Origin of the sequence: Streptomyces sp. NPDC001339 (genome assembly GCF_042895955.1) — a bacterium.
In the GTDB taxonomy this organism is placed as follows: Bacteria; Actinomycetota; Actinomycetes; order Streptomycetales; family Streptomycetaceae; genus Streptomyces.
Genome location: NZ_JBIAWT010000006.1, coordinates 175,662 through 196,348, shown reverse-complemented (window position 1 = coordinate 196,348; position 20,687 = coordinate 175,662). Strand labels below are relative to the sequence as shown.

18 protein-coding genes and 1 pseudogene are annotated in these 20,687 nt (G+C 73.0%); 12 read left to right on the top strand and 7 right to left on the bottom strand.

The genetic code is table 11. From position 1 onward, the window contains the following. Positions 1-53: 53 nt before the first annotated feature. Positions 54-770 (top strand): class I SAM-dependent methyltransferase, encoded by a 717-nt coding sequence (locus ACFY12_RS19105; protein ID WP_390716977.1) that lies wholly within the window; start codon positions 54-56, stop codon positions 768-770. Here the strand turns inward: ACFY12_RS19105 and ACFY12_RS19100 are convergent. Together ACFY12_RS19100 and ACFY12_RS19095 are read right to left on the bottom strand one after the other, a co-directional pair. Next, the gene (locus tag ACFY12_RS19100) at positions 700-1,626 is read right to left on the bottom strand and encodes a class I SAM-dependent methyltransferase (protein ID WP_390716976.1); all 927 of its coding nucleotides are present in this window, start codon (positions 1,624-1,626) and stop codon (positions 700-702) included. The genes ACFY12_RS19105 and ACFY12_RS19100 overlap by 71 nt on opposite strands. Positions 1,627-1,784: 158 nt before the next feature. After that, entirely contained in the window at positions 1,785-2,666 is an 882-nt protein-coding gene (locus tag ACFY12_RS19095) for a helix-turn-helix domain-containing protein (RefSeq protein ID WP_390716975.1), read from the bottom strand. A 369-nt stretch (positions 2,667-3,035) separates the two neighbouring features. Between ACFY12_RS19095 and ACFY12_RS19090 the strand changes: the two genes are divergently transcribed. From ACFY12_RS19090 to ACFY12_RS19075, 4 genes are all read left to right on the top strand, one after another. Beyond that, positions 3,036-3,869: a M55 family metallopeptidase gene (locus ACFY12_RS19090; RefSeq protein ID WP_390717318.1), complete on the top strand. Its 834-nt coding sequence runs from the start codon at positions 3,036-3,038 to the stop codon at positions 3,867-3,869. Continuing rightward, positions 3,862-5,238 (top strand): M20/M25/M40 family metallo-hydrolase, encoded by a 1,377-nt coding sequence (locus tag ACFY12_RS19085; RefSeq protein WP_390716974.1) that lies wholly within the window; start codon positions 3,862-3,864, stop codon positions 5,236-5,238. Before ACFY12_RS19090 ends, ACFY12_RS19085 begins: the two co-directional genes overlap by 8 nt. 47 nt (positions 5,239-5,285) lie before the next feature. Next, a complete protein-coding gene (locus ACFY12_RS19080) occupies positions 5,286-7,319 on the top strand; it encodes a prolyl oligopeptidase family serine peptidase (protein ID WP_390716973.1) in 2,034 nt (677 codons plus the stop codon). Positions 7,320-7,499: 180 nt separating this feature from the next. Then, positions 7,500-9,359, top strand: a complete 1,860-nt coding sequence (locus ACFY12_RS19075; protein WP_390716972.1) for a CocE/NonD family hydrolase — start codon at positions 7,500-7,502, stop codon at positions 9,357-9,359. 31 nt (positions 9,360-9,390) lie between these two features. Here the strand turns inward: ACFY12_RS19075 and ACFY12_RS19070 are convergent, their stop codons facing one another. Continuing rightward, complete coding sequence (locus tag ACFY12_RS19070; RefSeq protein ID WP_390716971.1) at positions 9,391-9,585, bottom strand: ferredoxin; 195 nt, start codon at positions 9,583-9,585, stop codon at positions 9,391-9,393. Positions 9,586-9,782: 197 nt separating this feature from the next. Then, the gene (locus tag ACFY12_RS19065; RefSeq protein ID WP_390716970.1) at positions 9,783-10,388 is read right to left on the bottom strand and encodes a TetR/AcrR family transcriptional regulator; all 606 of its coding nucleotides are present in this window, start codon (positions 10,386-10,388) and stop codon (positions 9,783-9,785) included. Between the two features lie 44 nt (positions 10,389-10,432). Between ACFY12_RS19065 and ACFY12_RS19060 the strand changes: the two genes are divergently transcribed. The 4 genes and pseudogenes from ACFY12_RS19060 (at position 10,433) to ACFY12_RS19045 (ending at position 14,703) form a co-directional block, all read left to right on the top strand. Next, positions 10,433-11,365, top strand: coding sequence for a DUF2867 domain-containing protein (locus tag ACFY12_RS19060; protein WP_390716969.1), 933 nt, complete (start codon positions 10,433-10,435; stop codon positions 11,363-11,365). Positions 11,366-11,425: 60 nt separating this feature from the next. After that, positions 11,426-11,959: pseudogene (locus tag ACFY12_RS19055) on the top strand (GNAT family N-acetyltransferase); the annotation flags it as partial. Beyond that, complete coding sequence (locus tag ACFY12_RS19050; RefSeq protein WP_390717317.1) at positions 11,954-12,415, top strand: glyoxalase superfamily protein; 462 nt, start codon at positions 11,954-11,956, stop codon at positions 12,413-12,415. The pseudogene ACFY12_RS19055 and the gene ACFY12_RS19050, both read left to right, overlap by 6 nt. Before the next feature lie 203 nt (positions 12,416-12,618). After that, a complete protein-coding gene (locus ACFY12_RS19045) occupies positions 12,619-14,703 on the top strand; it encodes a DUF5107 domain-containing protein (protein WP_390716968.1) in 2,085 nt (694 codons plus the stop codon). 87 nt (positions 14,704-14,790) lie between these two features. On the opposite strand, the gene ACFY12_RS19040 is transcribed toward ACFY12_RS19045, so the two are convergent. Further along, positions 14,791-16,143: an aldehyde dehydrogenase family protein gene (locus tag ACFY12_RS19040; protein WP_390716967.1), complete on the bottom strand. Its 1,353-nt coding sequence runs from the start codon at positions 16,141-16,143 to the stop codon at positions 14,791-14,793. A gap of 64 nt (positions 16,144-16,207) precedes the next feature. Here ACFY12_RS19040 and ACFY12_RS19035 point away from each other — a divergent pair, with 64 nt between their 5' ends. The 3 genes from ACFY12_RS19035 (at position 16,208) to ACFY12_RS19025 (ending at position 19,202) form a co-directional block, all read left to right on the top strand. Beyond that, on the top strand, positions 16,208-16,873 hold the full coding sequence (locus ACFY12_RS19035) for a TetR/AcrR family transcriptional regulator (RefSeq protein ID WP_390716966.1): 666 nt from the start codon (positions 16,208-16,210) through the stop codon (positions 16,871-16,873). 140 nt (positions 16,874-17,013) lie between these two features. Next, positions 17,014-18,141, top strand: a complete 1,128-nt coding sequence (locus ACFY12_RS19030) for an NADH:flavin oxidoreductase (protein WP_390716965.1) — start codon at positions 17,014-17,016, stop codon at positions 18,139-18,141. Between the two features lie 137 nt (positions 18,142-18,278). Further along, on the top strand, positions 18,279-19,202 hold the full coding sequence (locus tag ACFY12_RS19025; RefSeq protein WP_390716964.1) for an NADP-dependent oxidoreductase: 924 nt from the start codon (positions 18,279-18,281) through the stop codon (positions 19,200-19,202). A gap of 109 nt (positions 19,203-19,311) precedes the next feature. Here ACFY12_RS19025 and ACFY12_RS19020 read toward each other — a convergent pair whose 3' ends face one another. Both ACFY12_RS19020 and ACFY12_RS19015 read right to left on the bottom strand, forming a co-directional pair. Beyond that, positions 19,312-19,674, bottom strand: coding sequence for a VOC family protein (locus tag ACFY12_RS19020; protein ID WP_390716963.1), 363 nt, complete (start codon positions 19,672-19,674; stop codon positions 19,312-19,314). A 75-nt stretch (positions 19,675-19,749) separates the two neighbouring features. Next, positions 19,750-20,565 (bottom strand): class I SAM-dependent methyltransferase, encoded by an 816-nt coding sequence (locus tag ACFY12_RS19015; protein WP_390716962.1) that lies wholly within the window; start codon positions 20,563-20,565, stop codon positions 19,750-19,752. Positions 20,566-20,687 lie beyond the last annotated feature (122 nt).

Genomic DNA, 20,687 nt, shown 5'->3' with positions numbered 1-20,687 from the left:
AAGTGGTGTGCGCCCCCTTGCGCGGTGATCAGCCGCGCGCATAGCAAGGGGGGATGACCGCTTCGAGCCACACTCCGCAGGCATGGGAAGCCTTCTGGCGCGAGGTGCCGGCCGGCGTGGGCGAGACCTTCTGGGACTCCGACCCGTCGCTGACCGCCGCGCTCCATCTGCCCTGCTTCCGGCCGCACTTCGACGCCGGGCTGCCGCTCCTCGACCTGGGCTGCGGCAACGGCACCCAGACCCACTACCTGGCGGGTCACTACGGGCGCACCCTGGGGGTCGACCTCTCCCCGGCGGCGATCGGCCTCGCCCGGGCCGACGGTCCGGACTCCCCGGCCGCGTTCCGCTCCCTGGACGCCGTGGACAAGGCGGCGATCGACGCGCTGCACGGTGAACTCGGCGACGTCAACATCTATCTCCGCGGGGTACTGCACCAGTGCACCCCCGAGGACCGCGCCCGGATCGTGGCCCATGCCGCGGTGCTGCTCGGTACCCGTGGCCGGATCTTCGCCGTCGAACCGGCCGAGGCGTCCAAGGACATCCTGACGTCGCTGGCGCGGCGCCCCACGGGCCTGCCCGGGAAGCTGCGGGCGGTCCTCGCGCACGGCATCTCTCCCGGGGAGATGGCCGATACGGACGTCCCCCGGCTGCTGGAGGAGCACGGCCTCCGGACCCTCGCTTCGGGCCGGCTTCCGCTCTTCACCACGGAGTTCGACGACGACGGCAGGCGGATCGAGCTGCCGACGAACTGGGTGGTGGCGGGACCGTGACGTGAGCGGGGGGCTCGGCGGGGAGTGCGTGCGCCTCACACCGGTGACCGAACCGCAGCCGGGTGACGAGCGGGCGGTCGCCGCGGAGCACGGGCACCGAGGCGGCGCGCGGAGCGAGATACCCCAGGAGACCGCGCCCGGCGGGGAGCGGGACATCGCTGACGCCGGTGATGGCGGGGTGGACGGTGCGCAGCCGCTCCCGGTCGGCGGCGTCCATGCCCCAGGGCATCGGCGGCAGGGGCTGGCCACCCGGGCCCTTGCCATGGGTGCGGGTACGGGCGCTCATCCGCCGCGACACGGTGTCGAACACCAGCGCACCGCGGGGGAACGCCCCGGCACAGGCCGCGATCAGCGCGGTCACCTGGGCGAACTCCAGGTACATCAGCAGGCCCTGGGCGGTGACCAGGACCCCGCGCGAGGCGTCGATGCCCGTCATCCACCGGAGGTCGCGGGCGTCACAGGCGATGAGCCGCTGCCGCTCACCGTGCGGCAGCACCCGCCGGCGCAGCTCCAGCGGGGCGGCGAGGTCCACGGTCACCCACCGCGCCCGGCCGTTGTCCACCCGCCAGAACTGGGTCTCCAGGCCTTCGCCGAGAGCGACGACGGTGCCGTCCGGGTGAGTGTCGAGGAACGCGCGCACCACACCGTCGAAGCAGCGGGAGCGCAGCGCGATCGACTGGGCCATCCAGGGCCGGGCGGCGCCCAGGCACTCCTCGAAGGCGAAGTCCACCTCCGTCACCAGCTGGACCGCCCGGGGATCGGGCAGGACCGTGTCGGGCCGGGCGGCCTCGGCGGCCCTGAGGTGGAGGGTCCACAGTGCTGTGGCGGGGACACCTCGGAGGTCGGTCTCGATCATGCGGTGTTGATACCGCCGGTTCCGCCGCCCGCGGCGGAGGCCGGGGCGCGGGCCGGGGCGGCGGTCACCCGGGGGCAGGCATAGTCGTACCGCCGTGGACGCCCCGGCGCCGCGACGCCGCGCAGATCCGTCGGAAGCGCCCTAGGCCCTGTCGTCGCCTACGGCTGCGGCAGGGGGTGGCGGGGCCGGGTGGCGATCCGGGGGCGACGGGCGGCGGACGCGCGGCGGTGGGCGCCGGCCAGCAGGCGGCGGCTGCGCAGTGCCATCTCGATCTCGAAGCGGGCGCGGGGATCGCGGAGCCGGGAGCCGAAGAGCTTCTCCAGCTGGCGCATCCGGTAGCGCACCGTCTGCGGATGGATGCTGAGCGCCCTGGCCACCTCCGGGGCGCCCATCCCGCCCAGCCAGGCCAGCAGGGTGGCCTCCAGGCGCTCGCACCGCTCCGGGGTGAGGCCGGCCAGCGGCCGGAGGCGGCGGGTGATGAGGATGCGGGCCAGTGACTCGTCCTGGAGGAGCAGGAGCGCCGAGAGGTGGTCGTCGACGAAGGCCACCCCGGCGTCCGGGCCGTCGTGCCGTGCGGCCAGGTCGAGCAGCCGGGAGGCGGCGCGTACCGAGGCGGCCGCCTCGTGCGCCGGAACCGCGTGGCCGACCGCGGCGGCGCGATGGCGCAGGACGCCCTTCAGGCGGGCCCGTCCGCTCCGGTCGTCGGCGAGCGGGCCGGGGATCAGCAGCCCGGGTGCTTCGCCGGGCGCGCTGACGAGGCAGTCGCCGAGGGCGGCGGCCACCAGGTGGAGGTCGGTGTCGGTGCGCAGCATGACCGCGCGCACCGTCTCGGGCAGCGGGCGGGCGGTGCGCAGGGCCTCCTCGATCAGCCGGATGACCTGCGTGCGGGCGCCGTGCTGGAGGAGTTCCCGGAAGCGTGGATTGCGCTCGCAAAGTGATTGCGCGACCAGTTCGGTGAGGACTGCCAGCTGGTCCCCGGTGTCCTCGGCCGGCAGGTGGCCGGGCCGCGGTAACCGGACGCCGTTGAGTACTTCGCTCATCGTTCTGCCTCTGTCTCGTCCTGTGGGAGGCGGTCCGGGCCGTTGTACCGCACCCGGCACGTGCCGTCGGCACCTGACAGATCTCCGTCAAAACCCCGTCGGAATTCTGACGCATGACGTTCCGATTTGCGACAGAAACTGTGTGGGTTACGGCGCGACACGAGCATCCGCAGGTCCGGAATGCCGCGTCCGTGGCGGTGTTGCGCCCGGCGCGGTGGTCCTGGAGGGTGCTGGCGGGGCGTCACCCCGAAGGCCCTCCAAAGGGTTGGGGATCTCTTCGGCGTCCCGACAATGTGGTGAAGAACCGATGACAGGAATCATGACAGGAGCCGTGCGTACCGCCTCCTCGCTGCGATAGGACTGGTGACTGTGAAGATCCTTATCTCCGCCGACATGGAGGGCGCCACCGGCGTGACCTGGCCCGCCGATGTGCTGCCCGGCACGCCCCAGTGGGAGCGGTGCCGCCATATGTTCACGTCCGACGTGAACGCCGCGATCGCCGGCTTCTTCGACGGCGGGGCCGACGAGGTGCTGGTCAACGAGGCGCACTGGTCGATGCGCAACCTGCTGCTGGAACAGCTCGACGAGCGGGCGCAGATGCTCACCGGCAAGCACAAGGCGCTGAGCATGGTCGAGGGCGTCCAGTACGGCGATGTCGACGGCATCGCCTTCGTCGGCTACCACACGGGCGCCGGCACCGAAGGCGTCCTCGCGCACACCTACCTCGCCAACACCCTCACCGGCGTCTGGGTCGACGGCACCCGCGCCAGTGAGGGCTATCTGAACTCCCTCGTGGTCGCCGAGTACGGCGTCCCGGTCGTGCTGGTCACCGGCGACGACCGCACCTGCCAGGACGCGCTCACCTACGCCCCGCAGGCGCCCGGTGTGGCGGTCAAGGAGTATGTGTCGCGCTATGCGGCGGTGTGCCGGCCCCCGGCCCGTACGGCCGCCGACATCCGGGCCGCGGCCCGCAAGGGAGCGGCGCTCGCGGTGCCTCATGAGCCGGTCCGGCGCGGTCCGGTCCGTTTCGAGTTGGAGTTCGACGCGGCGCATCCGGTGGGTGCCGCGACATGTGTGCCCGGCGTGGAGCACAGTGGGGAACGCCGCGTCGCGTATACCAGTCAGAACATGTACGAAGCCATCCGGTGCTTCAAGACGGTCACCACCGTCGTGTCGTCGGCCCTGGAGGAAGAGTATGGCTGAGGTCGGAACGGCCGCTGACCCCGCAACCGCAACCGCAACCGGAAGCGGTGCTGAGGTGGACCGGCGGGCGCTGGACGAGGTCGTGCGGTTCACCTCCGAGCTGATCCGGATCGACACCAGCAACGCCGGAGACGGCCGCTGCCGGGAGCGTCCGGCCGCCGAGTACGTCGCCGAGCGGCTGGCCGGCGCCGGGATCGCGCCGACACTGCTGGAGCGCACCAAGGGCCGGACGAACGTGGTGGCCCGTATCGAGGGCACCGACCCGGACGCCGATGCCCTGCTGGTCCACGGCCATCTGGACGTGGTGCCCGCCGAGCCCGACGAGTGGAGCGTGCACCCGTTCTCCGGAGAGGTCCGCGACGGTGTGGTCTGGGGCCGGGGCGCGGTCGACATGAAGAACACGGACGCGATGATGCTCGCCGTGGTGCGGCGCTGGGCGCGCGCCGGTGTGCGGCCGCGGCGGGACATCGTACTGGCCTTCACCGCCGACGAGGAGGCCGGCGCCGACGACGGTGCGGGCTTCCTGGCCGGCCGGCACCCGGACCTCTTCGAGGGCTGCACCGAAGGCATCGGCGAGTCCGGGGCGTTCACCTTCCACGCCGGCGACGGGCTGCGGCTGTACCCGGTCGCGGCCGGGGAGCGCGGCACGGCCTGGCTGAAGCTGACCGCCACCGGCCGCGCGGGCCACGGCTCGAAGGTCAACCGCGACAACGCGGTCAGCCGGATCGCCGCCGCGGTGGCCCGGATCGGCGCGTACGAGTGGCCGGTCAGGCTCACCCCCGCCGTACGGGCCGCGCTCGGTGAACTCGCCGCGCTGCACGCCGTCGAGGTCGACCTCGACGCGCCCGGCCTCGACGTCGACGCGCTGCTGGACCGGCTCGGCCCGTCCGCCGAACTGGTCGCGCCCACCGTCCGCAACAGCACCAACCCGACCATGCTGACGGCCGGTTACAAGGTCAATGTGATCCCGGGATCCGCCCTCGCCTATGTGGACGGCCGGGTCGTCCCCGGTGGCGAGGCGGAGTTCCGCGCCACCCTGGACGAGCTCACCGGGCCCGAGGTGAGCTGGGACTACCACCACGGCTCGGTCGCCCTCCAGGCCCCGGTCGACGCCCCGCTGTTCGCCGCGATGCGGGCCGCCATCGAGCGCTTCGACCCGGACGCCCACACCGTGCCGTACTGCATGTCCGGCGGCACCGACGCCAAGCAGTTCTCCCGGCTGGGCATCACCGGTTACGGTTTCTCCCCGCTCAGGCTGCCCGAGGGCTTCGACTACCAGGCGCTCTTCCACGGCGTGGACGAACGCGTACCGGTCGAGGGACTGCACTTCGGCGTCCGGGTGCTCGACCACTTCCTGCGCGCCGCCTGACCGGCATCCGACTTCCCGACCGACCGGCGGACGAGAGGAACTCCAGCATGGCGACCGACTGCGGCGTGATGACCACCGCCCCCTACGGCACCTGGGCGTCCCCGGTGGACGCCCGCACGGTCGCCGCGCACGACGGCCGGCCGGCCTACGTCGGTATGGTCGGTGACGAGGTGTGGTGGACCGCACCACGGCCCGCCGAGGGCGGCCGGCGGGCACTGGTCCGCCGACGGCCGGACGGCACCGAGGAGACGGCGCTCCCCGCCCCCTGGGACGTCCGCAGCCGGGTGCTGGAGTACGGCGGGCAGCCGTGGGCCGGCACGGTCACCGACCGCGGCCCGCTGGTGGTCTTCAGCGACTACACCGACCAGCGGCTCTACGCCTGGGAGCCGGACGGCGGGGCCGCCCCGCGCCCGCTCACCCCGCTCTCCGGCACCGGCGGCGGGCTGCGCTGGGCCGACCCGGTGCCGCGCCCGGAGCTCGGCGAGGTGTGGTGCGTCCTGGAGGAGTTCACCGGTGACCGGCCGACGGACGTCCGGCGGGTGCTCGCGGCCGTACCGCTCGACGGCTCCGCCGCCGGAAACCGGGACCGGGTACGGGAGTTGAGCGATGACCGGCACCGGTTCGTGACCGGTCCGCGGATCTCGCCGGACGGACGGCGGGCCGCCTGGATCGCCTGGGACCACCCGCGGATGCCCTGGGACGGCACGCTGGTGATGACCGCCCGGATCACCGCCGAGGGCGGGTTCGAGGACATCCGGCCGCTCGTCGGCGCGCTCGGGACGGAGGGGCCGGACGGCGGCGCGGCCGGTGAGTCCGTCGCGCAGATCGAATGGGCCGCGGACGGCACGCTGCTGTACGTCTCGGACCGCGGCGGCTGGTGGGAGCTGCGGCGCACCGCCCCCGACGGCGGAGCGGCGGCGGGCCACGCGCTGTGCCCGGCCCGGCAGGAGGAGTTCGGCGGTCCGCTGTGGACCGTCGGACAGCGCTGGTTCCTGCCCCTGGACAACGGCACCCTCGCGGTGATCCACGGTCGCGGCGCCGCCACGCTGGGCATCCTCGACCCGGTCAGCGGCGACCTCGCCGACACCGCGGGCCCCTGGACGGAGTGGGCGCCCGCCCTCACCGCCCATGGCGGCCGCGTCATCGGCATCGCCGCCGGACCGCACCGTTCGTACGAGATCGTGGAACTGGACACCTGCACCGGACGCGCCCGGCCGATCGCCTGCCGGCACACCGACGCGGTCGACCCGGCGTACTACCCACGTCCGCGGAGCCGTACCTTCACCGGCCCCGACGGGCGGGAGGTGCACGCCCACATCTACCCGCCGCACAACCCCGGCCACACCGCGCCCGACGGTGAACTGCCGCCCTTCGTCGTCCGGGCGCACGGCGGCCCCACCAGCCGGGCCCCGCTCGTGCTCGACCTGGAGATCGCCTACTTCACCTCCCGGGGCATCGGCGTCGCCGAGGTCAACTACGGCGGCTCGACGGGCTACGGCCGCGCCTACCGCGAGCGGCTGCGCGGCCAGTGGGGCGTGGTGGACGTCGAGGACTGCGCGGCTGTCGCCCGGGCGCTCGCCGACGAGGGCACCGCCGACCACGCCCGGCTGGCGATCCGCGGCGGCAGCGCCGGCGGCTGGACCACCGCCGCCTCGCTGGCCTCCACCGACCTCTACGCCTGCGGCACCATCAGCTACCCGGTCCTGGACCTGACCGGCTGGGCCACCGGCGAGACCCACGACTTCGAGTCGCGCTACCTGGAGTCGCTGGTGGGCCCGTTCGCCGAGGTCCCCGAGCGCTACCGCACACGCTCACCGCTGCACCGCGCGGACCGGATCACCGCCCCGTTCCTGCTCCTCCAGGGCCTGGACGACGTGATCTGCCCGCCCGCGCAGGCCGAACGCCTCCTCGCCGCGGTCGCCGGGCGCGGAACCCCGCACGCCTATCTGGCATTCCCGGGCGAGGCCCACGGCTTCCGCCGCGCGGACTCGATCACCCGCGCTGTGGAGGCCGAACTCTCCCTCTACGCACAGAGCTTCGGGTTCGACCGCGGGGACGTACCGGTGCTCGCGCTCGCCTGATCGCCGCGCCGGTCCGCCTATGTCGCACTGGGCCGGTATGTCGCGGATCCGGAGGAATGGACGGAACTGGCGTCCTAACAGCGACGCGCCTCCGGGAGCATTGACATGACTGTGACTCATGTCACAACATGGGCGCGCCGTTACCGACCGGTTGGTACGACATGTCCTGTGGAGGTCCTGGTGCCCCGTGCCGTGTCCCGCCCCGCGCTGCGCACATCCCTCGCCCTGCTGGCCGGTACGGCTCTCGCCGCACCCCTTGCCCTGACCGCCCCCGCCCCCGCGGCCGCGACCGCCGACCCCTACAGCGTCACGGCACTGAAGGTCACCGTCCGGGTCGGCCACCGCACCTGCGCCATGGACGCCGATGTCTACCGCCCGGCCGGTGTCGACGCCAAGCACCCGGCGCCCGCTGTGCTCACCACCAACGGCTTCGGCGGCAGCAAGGCGGACGGCTCGACCGACATCATCGCCAAGGCCTTCGCCTCCCGCGGCTATGTGGCGCTGGCCTACTCCGGACTCGGCTTCGGCAAGACCGGCTGTCCGATCTCCCTGGACGACCCCAGGGTCGACGGCCGGGCCGCGAGCCGGCTGCTCGACCTGCTGGCCGGCACCCGGAAGGCCGACGACGGAACCAAGATCAACTACGTGGCCAAGGACTCCCGCGACGATCCCCGGGTGGGCATGATCGGCGGCTCCTACGGCGGGGCGATCCAGCTCGCCACCGCCTCCGTCGACCACCGCGTCGACGCCCTGGTCCCGCTCATCACCTGGCACGACCTCTCCTACTCCCTCGACCCCAACAACGCCGGCCGCGGCGTGGACGCCGACGGGTGGGTGCCCGGTGCGTACAAGTGGCAGTGGACCAGTGGCTTCTTCCTGCTCGGCGAGGGGCAGGGCCTGCTGCACCCGAACCTGGACCCGTCGCGGGCCGGTGAGGCGGGCTGCCTGCACTTCGTCGCGAGGGCCTGTGACACCAAGCGTCTGCTGGACTCCGGGCGGTACCCGCCGGGGCCGACCCGGGAGATGCTCGACTATGTGCGCAGCGTCTCCCCGGTCTCGTACCTCCGGTCGGTGACCACGCCGACGCTGCTCGTCCAGGGGCAGGACGACAGCCTCTTCAACCTCAGCGAGGCCACTGACACCTACCGGGCCCTGACCGAACAGGGCACCCCCGCCAAGATGATCTGGCAGCAGTGGGGCCACAGTGGCGGGATGAAGCACCCGGCACCCGGTGAACTCAGCCTGGCCAAGGGGAACCTGGAGGACAGCTACGTCGGACGGCGGATCCTCGCCTGGTTCGACCGCTATCTGCGCCACCGGAAGGGGGTCGACACCGGTCCGGCCTTCGCGTACTACCGCGACTGGGTGGCGGACGGGCCGACGTACGGCACCGCCCCCGCCGTCCCGCGGGCCAGCCGGCGGCTCTACCTCTCCGGCGACGGGGCGCTCGTCGGCGACCGCCGCGACGTGGTGCGCGGCACGCGTGAGTACCGCAACCTGCGGATCCCCACCAGCCACTCGGAGAGTTCGCTCTCCTCCATGCTCAACCTGCCGGACCGTCAGCCGTACGATCTCCCCGGCACCGCTCTGGCCTGGACATCGGCGCCGGTGTCCGGACGGCCGCTGGAGGTGGTGGGTGCGCCGGAGGTGACGCTCAAGGTGGACTCGCCGCGCACCGAGGAGGTGCAGAACTCGCCGGACGCGGCCGAGAAGCTGGTGCTCTTCGCCAAGCTCTACGACGTCGCGCCGGACGGTAAGGCGACGCTGGTGCAGCGGCTGGTGGCCCCGGCCCGGGTGCCCGATGTGACCCGCAGGTTCACCGTGGAACTGCCGGGCATCGTGCACCGTTACGAGCGGGGGCACCGGCTGCGTTTCGTCATCGCCGCGAGCGATGACGCCTATGCGGGCAATCGCGGGGTGAAGCCGGTGGCGGTCACCAGCGATTCCGAGAACACCGGGGTCCTCGAACTTCCCGTTGCCCAAGAGGAGTCGAAGGGTTCGGAGGGGTCGAAGGAGTCGGAGGATTCGGAGGGGTCGTAGGAGTGGACCGGCGGACGTTCAGGGTGACCGCTCAGTCGTCCTCGACCGTGATGGCCTGCACCGGGCAGGCCTGGGCGGCCTCGTGCGCCATCGGGTCGCCCGCGCCGTCCTCCCGGCCGGGGATGAGGACGCTGAAGCCGTCGTCGTCCTGGGTGAACACCCCAGGTGCGGTCAGAGCGCACTGACCGGCGCCGATACAGAGATGTGTGTCGATGGTGATCCGCATTCCGGACCCCTTTCGCTCATCTGTCGTCACGGCTGCCACCGGGCCGGCGGCAGTTCGGCCATTCCTTGCAGAGTGTCTCCCGGCGTGAACGGAATCCCAGCAGCCGGCGCGGCGAGTCGCGGATCCGGGATTCGGCCAACTTGGTTCCTCCCGGCCGAGTTGAGCCGCCATCAGTTCTCACCGGATCTCGCCGGGCCTCAGGCCGGACGCAGCAGGGTCTGGACGACGCCTTCCAGATAGCGGTCCCGCGCGGCGCCGGCCGGCAGGCTCTGCGGTACGGCGTGCCCCAGCTGGGCGTGGCCGAGGTAGGCGCTGTAGGCGAGCAGTCCGCGGTGTCGTGCCTCGTCCTCCGTGAAGCCCAGTTCGGTGAAGAGCGAGGCGATATAGCCGATGCGCCGTTCGGTGACCCGGGCCAGCGCGGCGGCCACCCGGGGCTGTGCGGCGGTGGCCAGCAGGGACATCTCCAGCGGGTCGTCGACGGACCGGGCCGTGCCGTTCCGCAGGAGCCGGCGCAGCCGCTCCGCGGGGTCGGGTTCGGCCGCCACTTCGGTGATCACGGCCTCGGTGCGGAGCTCCACCCAGCGCTCCAGGGCGGCTTCGATCAGCGCGTCCCGGTTGGTGAAGTGCCAGTAGAAGCTGCCCTTGGTGGCGCCCAGGCGGGCGGCCAGCGGTTCCACGGCCACTGCCGCGAGCCCGCCCTCGCCGATGGCCGCCAGGGCGGCATCCGCCCAGTCCCGCGCGGTGAGCCGCTGCCGGGTGCCGCTGCCGCCGGGGTCCTTCGCTCGCTGTCGCGCCATGTCCATACGGTACCGTACGGACAAACATACGCCACCGTATGGAGGTGCCCGTGCGTACCGTTCGCGACGTTCATGTCCGCACCATCCCCGCTTCGGCCGACGTCGTCGGCGCGCTGATCGACCGGCTCGGCAGCGACCGTGACCCCCTCTTCCCGGCGCCCGTCTGGCCGCCGATGCGCTTCGACCGCCCGCTGGGCGTCGGCGCCGACGGCGGGCACGGCTTCGTCCGCTACCGCGTCGCCGTCCATGAGCCGGGCCGCCGCATCCACTTCGCCTTCACCGGAATGGACGGCTGGCACGAGGTGACGGTGAGTCCGCTGGGCCCGGACCGCTGCCGGGTCGCACACCGGACGGAGGGCCGACGCACGCTCCGGCAAAGGCTGTTGTGGCACCTCGCGATCCGTCCGATGCACTGCACGGTCGTCGAGGAGATCTTCGACAACATCGAACGCGCCGCCGTCGGCCGGGTGCCGGCACCGGTGCGCCGCACCCCACGCGTCCGGCTGCTCAACCGCCTGATCTGGGAGCGCCCCCGGCCCGTCGCCCTCCCGGCCGCCGCCGAACTGGCGCACCGGGCGTTCCCCCGGACCGACTTCCGCGACGCCTGGCAGATGGAGCTGCGGCCCGGTCTGCCGACCGAACCGGACGCCTGGGCGGGCATGTTCCACCGCGCGTCCTTCCCGGTCGTCGGACGCACGGACCGCGAGATCCTGCTCGGCCAGGACGCCCGGCACCTGGACTTCCGCGCCTCGGTCCTGGTGGCGGACGGCCGGGTCACGCTCGGCACGGTTGTCCGGACCCACCACGCGGGCGGCCGGCTCCACTTCGCCGTCGTCCGCCGTGTCCACCCCGTCATGGCCCGGCTGATGCTGCGCCGCACCCACCGCCGGCTGGCGCTCGCCGCATCGAGCGCGGCGGAGCGCGAGGGCGGTGGGGGTACCTTCCCTGCCCTTCAGGCATGGGGTAGGACCGAGCGGGTCTGACCGGCGGCTGCGGCACCGCCTTCGCTGGCGGGCCGCCGCGGCTCCTCGTACGATCCGTTGATGACCACGAGCGACCGCTACCTGGCGCAAGGCCCACGGGTGGGCATCCGGCACTTCTCCGCCGCCGACCGGGACGAGTTCACCGCCGCCGCGCGGGAGAGCACCGGACAGCACCACCCGTGGCTCTCCCCGCCGGTCACCGACGACGCGTACGACGGCTACCTGAGCAGGCTCCAGGAGCCGCAGCGTGCGGGCTTCCTGATCTGCGAGCTGGACAGCGGCCGGATCGCGGGGTACGTGACCGTCAACAACATCGTGCACGGCGCGTTCCGCTGCGGTGCGATCGGCTACGGCGCCTTCGCGCACGCGGCGGGCCGCGGTCTGATGAGCGAGGGCCTGCGGCTCATCCTGCGCCATGCCTTCGAGACGCTGGGCCTGCACCGCCTGGAGGCCAACATCCAGCCGGGCAACGAGCGCTCCCTCGCCCTGGTCGAACGCGCCGGCTTCCGCCTGGAGGGCTTCTCCCCGGACTTCCTCTTCATCGACGGCGCCTGGCGCGACCACGAGCGCTGGGCGATCACCAGCGAGATGTTCGCCGGCGGGGACGGGAAGGGGGCGCCCGTCGGGAAGGCGGCGCCCGTCGGGAATACGGCGCAGCGGACGCCGGCGGCGCAGGTCGCCTTCCGCCGCACCGTGCCGGTTTTCCGGATCTTCGACGTGGCCAAGGCCCATGAGTTCTACGTCGACTACCTCGGCTGCGCCATCGACTGGGAGCACCGCTTCGAGCCCGGTATGCCGCTCTACACCCAGGTCTCGCGCGGCGACCTCGTCCTGCACCTGTCCGAGCACCACGGCGATGCCACACCCGGCTCCACCCTCCACACCGAGCTGACCGGCGTCCGCGCGCTCCACGCCGAGCTGGCCGCCAAGGACTACCCGTACCTGCGCCCCGGCCTGGAGCACGACGGGTTCGGGACCTGCCTCACCCTCACCGACCCGTTCGGCAACCAGCTGCGCTTCAGCGAACCGGATGCGGTGGGCAGGTCCTAGCCAGGGCCTGTTGGGGCACCGGCCTGTGCCCGATGGGTCGCGGCGGCAGGCGTGGGGGGCGGGCGTGGGGGCGGGCGTATCGTGTGATCGAACCGACTCCGCTGGCCGCAAGCAGCCCTGTTCAGACCGGCGATGACCATGTTCCATGGTCAACAGGCGGCCACCGCAGCCGAGGTGGCCCGGTTCAGCATTGCGAGGCAGCCGTGGCCACGAGTGTGCGCCGTACCACCCTGACCCTTCCCGCCGCGGCCCTCGGCCCGGACAACCCGCTCCCCGCCCTCCGAGGCGGCCACGACCCGCACCGCGTCGAGATCCCCCAGGGCACCCGGTTGCCCGCCGATATGGCCCGTCAGATCGGCTACCGGCCGCTGCACTCGCTCCTGCCGGTCGCGATGCGCGACGGATACGGAAGGGTCCGCCGCAGTACCGGCCTCGACGCGCTGGTCATCGAGAACGACCGGCTGTGCGCCACCGTCCTGCCCGGCCTCGGTGGCCGGGTGTACTCCCTCTACCACAAGGCCACCGGCCGTGAACTGCTCTACCGCAACCCGGTCCTGCAGCCCGCCGCCTTCGCCCTCAACGGCGCCTGGTTCTCCGGCGGTATCGAGTGGAACATCGGTGCCACCGGTCACACCACCCTCTCCTGTACCCCGTTGCACGCCGCCCGTGTCCCCGCGCCGGACGGCGGGGAGATGCTGCGGCTGTGGGAGTGGGAGCGGCTGCGCGATCTGCCCTTCCAGGTGGATCTGTGGCTCCCGGACGGCTCCGACTTCCTCTACGTGGGCGTACGGATCCGCAACCCCCATCCGCACACCGTCCCGGTCTACTGGTGGTCGAACACCGCGGTTCCCGAAGCCGCGGGCAGCCGTGTCCTGGCCCCTGCCGACCAGGCCTGGTACTTCGGCTATCAGCGGACCCTGCGGCGGGTGCCCGTCCCGGAGTACGACGGCGGGGACCGGACGTATCCGCTCCGCAGCGAGTTCCCGGCCGACTACTTCTACGACGTGCCGGACGGCGCCCGCCGCTGGATCGCCTCGCTCGACGAGGGCGGCCACGGGCTGGTGCAGACCTCCACCGACACGCTCCGCGGCCGCAAGCTCTTCCTGTGGGGAGCCGGCCGGGCCGGGCGGCGCTGGCAGCAGTGGCTGACCGAGCCGGGCACCGGCGGCTACGCCGAGATCCAGGCCGGGCTCGCCCGTACGCAGCTGGAACATGTACCGCTCGACGGCGGCGGCGCGTTCAGCTGGCTGGAGGCGTACGGGCCGCTGGCCGCCGACCCGGCGACGGTGCACGGAGTCGACTGGGCCGCGGCCCGGGGTGAGGTGGCCGCCCGCCTGGCGGAGGCGCTGCCGCGTCCGGAGGTCGACGCCGCGTACGCCGCCTGGCTGCCGTACGCCGACCGGGAGCCGAAGGAGTCACTGGCCACCGGCTCCGGCTGGGGCGCGCTGGAGGCCGTCCGGTCCGGCGTCGACCTGCCCGGTACGCCGTTCGACGCGGCCACCCTCGGGCCGGAGCAGGAGCCCTGGCTGACGCTGCTGAAGACCGGAGCGCTGCCGGACCGCACCCCGGTTTCCGCGGCGGCGATGACCGCGCCGGCCTGGCGCGATCTGCTGGAGGCCGCCCCGTCGGGTCCGGCCACCGACTACCACCTCGGCCTCGCCCAGTGGCACGCCGGCGACCGCGCCCAGGCCGTCCGCAGCTGGGAGCGGGCGCTGGGACGTCCGGCGCAGGCCCCCGGGCAGCCACCCGGGCAGGGCGCCGGTGCGCTGCCGCTGTACTGCCTGGCCGTCGCCGAATCCGAGGCGGGTGAGGCGGGGCGCGCCGCCGACCGGTACGCGGAGGCCTGTGCGGCAGCAGCGGCGGAAGCGGAAGCGGCCTCGGCGGACGGCCCGGACGGGGACGGCCCGGACGGGCGCGCGTGGCACGGGGTGCACGTCGCCCTCGTCCGGGAGGCGGTGCCCGCGCTGCTCGCGGCCGGCCGGGCCGAGGAGGCCGCCGGACTGCTGGCGGGGCTGCCGCGGAGCGAACTCGCCGACGGGCGCTTCCAGTTGCTGACCGCGCGGGTGCTGCTCGCCCAGGGGAGGCCGGCCGCGGCCCGGGAGATCTTCGACACCGGCTTCGAGCTCGCCGATCTGCGGGAGGGCGACGAGACGCTCAGCGACACCTGGTACGCCATCGCCGAACAGCTGACCGCGGCGGGCGCACCGGTCACCGAGGACGTACGGACCAGGGCCCGGGCCGAGCATCCCCTCCCGGAGCGCTACGAGTACCGGATGCGGCCGGTCTGAGCTCTCGGACCCGGCCGATGCGGGACGCGGATGCGGCCGTGGCCGCTGTGGTGCCGCGGCAGCGGCGTCGCCGTCGCGCGGCGGCGGTCACCCCAGCGGCTTGTCCAGTACCGCCTTGGTGTGGCTGAAGGTGTCGATCGAGTACTCGCCGTGGTAGCGGCCCATCCCGCTCTCGCCGACCCCGCCGAACGGCAGCTCAGGGGCGGTGAGATGGGCGACCGGCAGGCCGAAGGCGAGCGCGCCGGAGGAGGTCTCGGTCAGCAGCCGGTGCTGGGTCTCGGCGGAGTCGGTGAACGCGTAGAGGGCCAGCGGCTTGTCGCGTTCGTTGATGAACGCGATCGCCGCGTCCAGGTCGGGCACCGCCACGATCGGCAGGACCGGCCCGAAGATCTCCTCCCGCATCACCGGGGCGTCGGGGGAGACATCGGCGAGGACGGTGGGCGCCAGGTAGCGGTCGGCGCGGTGGTGGGTGCCCCCGATGACGGTGCGGCCGCTGTCGAGGAGCGCGGTCAGCCGGTCGAAGTGGCGCTCGTTGACGATCCGTCCGTACTCGGGCGCGGTGGCCGGGTCCGTGCCGTAGGCCTCGCGCACGGCCTCGGCGAGGTGGGGCTCGATGTCCCGGGCGGTGTCGCCGATCGCCAGCACGTAGTCGGGGGCGACGCAGGTCTGGCCGGCGTTGAGGAACTTGCCCGCGACCAGCCGACGGGCGGCCGCGGCCAGGTCCGTGCCCGGGTCGAGGACGACCGGGCTCTTGCCGCCCAGTTCCAGGGTGACCGGTGTCAGATGCCGGGCGGCGGCGGTCATCACGATGCGGCCGACGGCGCCGTTGCCGGTGTAGAAGATGTGGTCGAAGCGCTGGGCCAGCAGCGCGGTGGTCTCCGGGACGGCGCCCTCGACGACGGCCACCGCCTCGGCGTCGAGGTGGCGCGGCAGCAGCCGGGCGAGGGCGGCCGAGGTCGCGGGGGCGAGTTCGCTGGGCTTGACGACGGCGCAGTTGCCCGCGGCCAGCGCGCCGACGAGCGGGGCGAGCGCGAGTTGCAGCGGGTAGTTCCAGGGGGCGATCACCAGGACCACGCCGAGGGGTTCGCGGACCACCCGCGCGGTCGCCGGGAGCAGCCGTTCGGGCAGCTCCGCGGGCCGGGGCGCCAGCCAGTCGTCGAGGCGGCCGAGGGTGTGGTCGATCTCGTTGAGCGTGAAGCCGATCTCGGTGCGGTACGCCTCCTCGGGGCCCTTGCCGAGGTCGGCGGCGAGCGCGGCGAGGAGTTCGTCGCGGTGCTCGGTGAGCAGGGTGCGCAGGGCTGTCAGCTGGCCGCGCCGCCAGTCGGTGGCGACGGTACGACGGCTGGCGAAGGTGGCGCGGAGACGGTCCACGACAGCGGAGGCGTCCAGGCCAGGGGTGGTGGGGTGGTCCAGGTCAGGGGTGGTGGCGTGAGAGGTCATGCCGCCGAGCGTACAGGAAACGAAAACTTTTCGTTTCGTAATGGTGGACCGCTAGACTCCGGGTGTGGCTGAACGCACCGAGAGCAACCAGACCGCGGCGGATGGGCCGACGCCCGCCCGCGGGCGCCCGCGGGACGCCGCCCGCGACCGGGCCCTCCTGGAGGCCACCGTCCAGGTCCTCCAGGAGAGCGGCTACGGCGGGCTGACCACGGCGGCGGTGGCCAAACGGGCCGGGGTCTCCACCGCGACCCTCTACCGCCGCTGGCGCTCCAAGGAAGACCTGGTCGTGGGCACCGCCGTGCGCTGGGCGAGCGACCTCGGCCCGCAGCCGGACACCGGCAGCCTCGAAGGCGACCTGGCCGCGCTGCTCCGTGACAAGGCGGAGACGCTGGAGGGCCCCGGCGGCCGGCTGCTGCACGTCCTCATCGGCGAGTCCGCGCACAACGAGGCGCTGGCCCGGGTACTGGACACCGCGATCATTCAGCCGGTGCGCGACCGGGCCGCCACCGTGGTGCGCCGCGCCGTCGACCGCGGAGACATCCCGCCGCCGGAGAACGCGCATGTGCTGGCAGACCTGGTCGTCGGCTCGATGGTCAGCCGTCTCTTCCTCACCCCCGACGCGGCGCACCGGGCCTCCGCGGACGGCCCCTCGTCCGGTGCGGCGGCGGTCCGCGAGCTCCTTCCGTTCCTGCTGCGGGCCCTGGGGGCGCGGGAGGAACGGCCGCGGTGACCGCCCTGGGCTCCGGGCGGGTGGCCGGGATCACAGGGAGGTCCACCGGGCGGGTGGAATGCTCCGACCGCCGGGACGGTTGACGCCTGCACGCGTTTCATGCGCGTGCACATACCGACCGGTACCTCCGAGGAGCACCCGTGACCACCACCGCGCCCTCCGCCTCCCGCGCGGCCGAGATCCTGTCCCGGCCCGTCAAGCTGAACGGTCTGACCGTCCCGAACCGCATCGCGATGGCACCGATGACGCGCATGTTCTCCCCGGGCGGTGTCCCCGGCGAGGACGTGGTGTCGTACTACTCCCGCCGCGCCGCCGCGGGTGTGGGCCTGATCGTGACGGAGGGGACCTACGTCGGCCACGAGTCGGCCGGGCAGAGCGACCGGGTGCCGCGGTTCCACGGTGCGGAGCAGCTGGCGGGCTGGGCGAAGGTCGTCGAGGCGGTACACGCGGCGGGCGGCACGATCGTGCCGCAGCTGTGGCACATCGGCATGGTGCGCAAGCAGGGCGAGCCGCCGTACGCGGACGCCCCCGCCGTCGGTCCCTCCGGACTGCGGATCGACGGCACCGAGGGCACCGGCAAGGCGATGACCCGGCGCGACCTGGACGACGTCATCGGCGCCTTCGCCGAGGCCGCCGCGGCCGCCCAGCGCACCGGGTTCGACGGCGTGGAACTGCACGGCGCCCACGGCTACCTCCTCGACCAGTTCCTGTGGGCGGGGACGAACCGCCGTACCGACGCCTACGGAGGCGACCCGGTGGCCCGGACGAAGTTCGCGGCCGAGATCGTCGCCGCCGTCCGGGAGGCCGTCTCCCCGGACTTCCCGGTCATCTTCCGTTACTCGCAGTGGAAGCAGGAGGCCTACGACGCGAGGCTCGCCGGGACCCCGGAGGAGCTGGACGCGATCCTGACCCCGCTCGCCGCGGCCGGCGTCGACGCCTTCCACGCCTCCACCCGCCGCTACTGGCTCCCGGAGTTCGAGGGCTCGGACCTCAATCTGGCCGGCTGGACCAGGAAGCTCACCGGCCGGCCCGCCATCACCGTCGGCTCGGTCGGCCTCGACGGCGACTTCATCCGCGGTTTCCAGGGCGAGGGCGCTCCGGTGCAGGGCATCGACAACCTCCTCGACCGCCTGGAGCGTGAGGAGTTCGACCTCGTCGCCGTCGGCCGTGCGCTGCTCCAGGACCCGGAGTGGGCGGCGAAGGTCCTGGAGGGACGGTTCACGGAGCTGGCGCCGTACGACGCGGCGGCGCTGAAGACGCTGAGCTAGGTACGGCTGTTGCGGGTGCCAGTGCCAGTGCCAGTGCCAGTGCTGGTGCGGCTCGGGCCCGGGGCGGTCGTTCCGCCGATCCGGTGATCTTCCCGGGGCCGGGAATGGCTCGGGGCCGTGCGGGGTTGTGGTGGACCATGAAGGCAATCACCGCGAAGAGCTACGGCGGCCCCGAGGTCCTCGAATACACCGACCTTCCCGACCCCAAGGTGGGCCCGGACTCGGTCCTGATCCGGGTCAGGGCGGCCGGGGTCAACCCCGTCGACTGGAAGATCCTTGCGGGCTACCTCGACGAGGCGCTGGATGTGTACTTCCCGCTCATCCCCGGGTGGGACGTGGCGGGCGTGGTCGAGGCGGTCGGTGCCGACGTCTCCGAGTACGCGATCGGTGACGAGGTCATCGGCTACGCCCGCAAGGACGTGTGCCAGAACGGCACCTTCGCCGAGCTGGTCGCCGCGCCGGTGCGGACGCTGGCACGCAAGCCCGCCGCGCTCAGCTGGCAGCAGGCGGCCGGGCTTCCGCTCGCCGGCCTGACGGCGTACCAGTCGATCGAGCGGGTCGGCGTGCAGGCCGGCGAGACGGCGCTGGTGCACGCCGCGGCCGGCGGCGTCGGCTCGCTCGCCGTCCAGATCCTGGTCGCCCGGGGCGCCCGTGTCATCGGCACGGCCAGTGAGCGCAACCACGACTTCCTGCGCTCCTTGGGCGCCGAGCCGGTCACCTACGGCGACGGCCTCGCCGAGCGGGTGCGGGCGGTGGCGCCCGAAGGGGTCGACGCGGCCCTGGACTTCGTCGGCGGGGGAGTCATCGACGTCTCGCAGGAGCTGCTCAAGGACCGCGGCCGGGTGGTGTCCATCGCCGACGGCCAGGTCAAGGAGAAGGGCGGCCACCTGGTGTGGGTGCGGCCGGACAGCGCCGGTCTGACCGTGCTCGCCGCGCTCGCGGACGCCGGGAAGCTGACCGTGCCGGTCGACACCGTCTTCCCGCTTCCCCAGGCCGCCGAGGCGTTCCGCCGGAGCCAGGAGGGCCGGACCCGCGGCAAGATCGTCCTGGAGGTGTCCTGACCGTAGGTGTCCTGGCGGTAGGTGTCCTGACAGGAGGTGTCCTGACGGGAGGAATCCTGAGCGGCCCGGAGCCTGGGGTGCTTCTGACGGCGCGGCGCGCGAGGGCCGTTCAGGCTTCCCGCGCCGTCTGCCGCCGGTCCACGTACTCGAAGACCGAACCGTCCGGGTGACGGGCCACGAGGTTGCGGCCGATCGGTGTGGGCAGCGGACCGGCGATGATGTCCGCGCCCACGGACTTGAGATCCGCCAGCGCCTCGTCCACGTCCTGCACGGCGAGGGTCGCGGTGATCTTCCGAAGCACCGACAACTCCGCCTCGGGGCCGCTCATCAGGAAGAAGCATCCGACGGCCGCCACCGCCACCCCGCCGCGCTGGAAGCGGATCGCCTCGGCGCCGGTCAGTCGTTCGTAGACGGTGATCGCGGCATCGAGATCACCGACGCACACCCGCAGTGAGGTCCCCAGAATGTCCATACGGGCAACCCTAGTTGGGCGGCACGGGGCGGTGCGATCTCTTGGCTCAAGATCTCACCGTGCAGGACGGCGGGGTCAGACCCGGCACAGGATCTCACCGTGCAGGACGGTGAACCAGCCGTCCTCCTCGGCGCCCCAGGCCTGCCAGGCCCGCGCCGCTCGGTCCAGCTCGGCCGGTGTGGCATGTCCGCCCTCCACCGCGTTCCGCGCGTACGAGGAGCTGACCGTGCGGTCCGCCCACAGCCCGCTCCACCAGGCGCGCTCCTGCGGAGTGCGGTAGCACCAGGTGCCGGCGGTAGCGGTGACCGCGTCCGGGGTGAAACCGGCCCGCCGGGCCCAGGCGTGCAGCCGGCGTCCGGCGTCCGGCTCGCCTCCGTTGGCGCGGGCCACTCGCAGGTACAGCCGCAGCCAGTCGGCCATCCCCGGGACCTCCGGGTACCACGTCATGGCCGAGTAGTCCGCATCGCGGACGGCGACGATCCCACCGGGCTTGGTGACCCGGCGCATCTCGCGCAGTGCCTGTACGGGATCGCCCACGTGCTGCAGCACTTGGTGGGCGTGCACTACGGAGAAGGTGTTGTCGGGGTAGTCCAGTGAGTGGACGTCACCGACTGCGAAGTGGACGTTGGTCAGGCCTCGCTCGGCAGCGGTGGCGCGCGCCTGCGCCAGTACCTCGGGTGCGTACTCCAGGCCGGTGACCTGCCCGTCCGGGACCAGGGTGGCGAGATCGGCGGTGATGGTGCCCGGGCCGCAGCCGACGTCCAGGATCCGCATATCGCGCTCCAGTGAATCCAGCAGGTAGGCGGCCGAGTTGGCGGCGGTGCGCCAGGTGTGGGAGCGCAGCACGGACTCGTGGTGGCCGTGGGTGTAGACGGCGGTTTCCTGCGGCATGGCCGGCTCTCCTTCGCATGCGTGGCGGGTGGTCCACCGTACGTCGTCGTCTCGCAAAATGAGAGTCGCGTATCATTATGCGGACTTTGGCGGTGTGCGGGCAGAGCCTGCGCGCCCTCCGC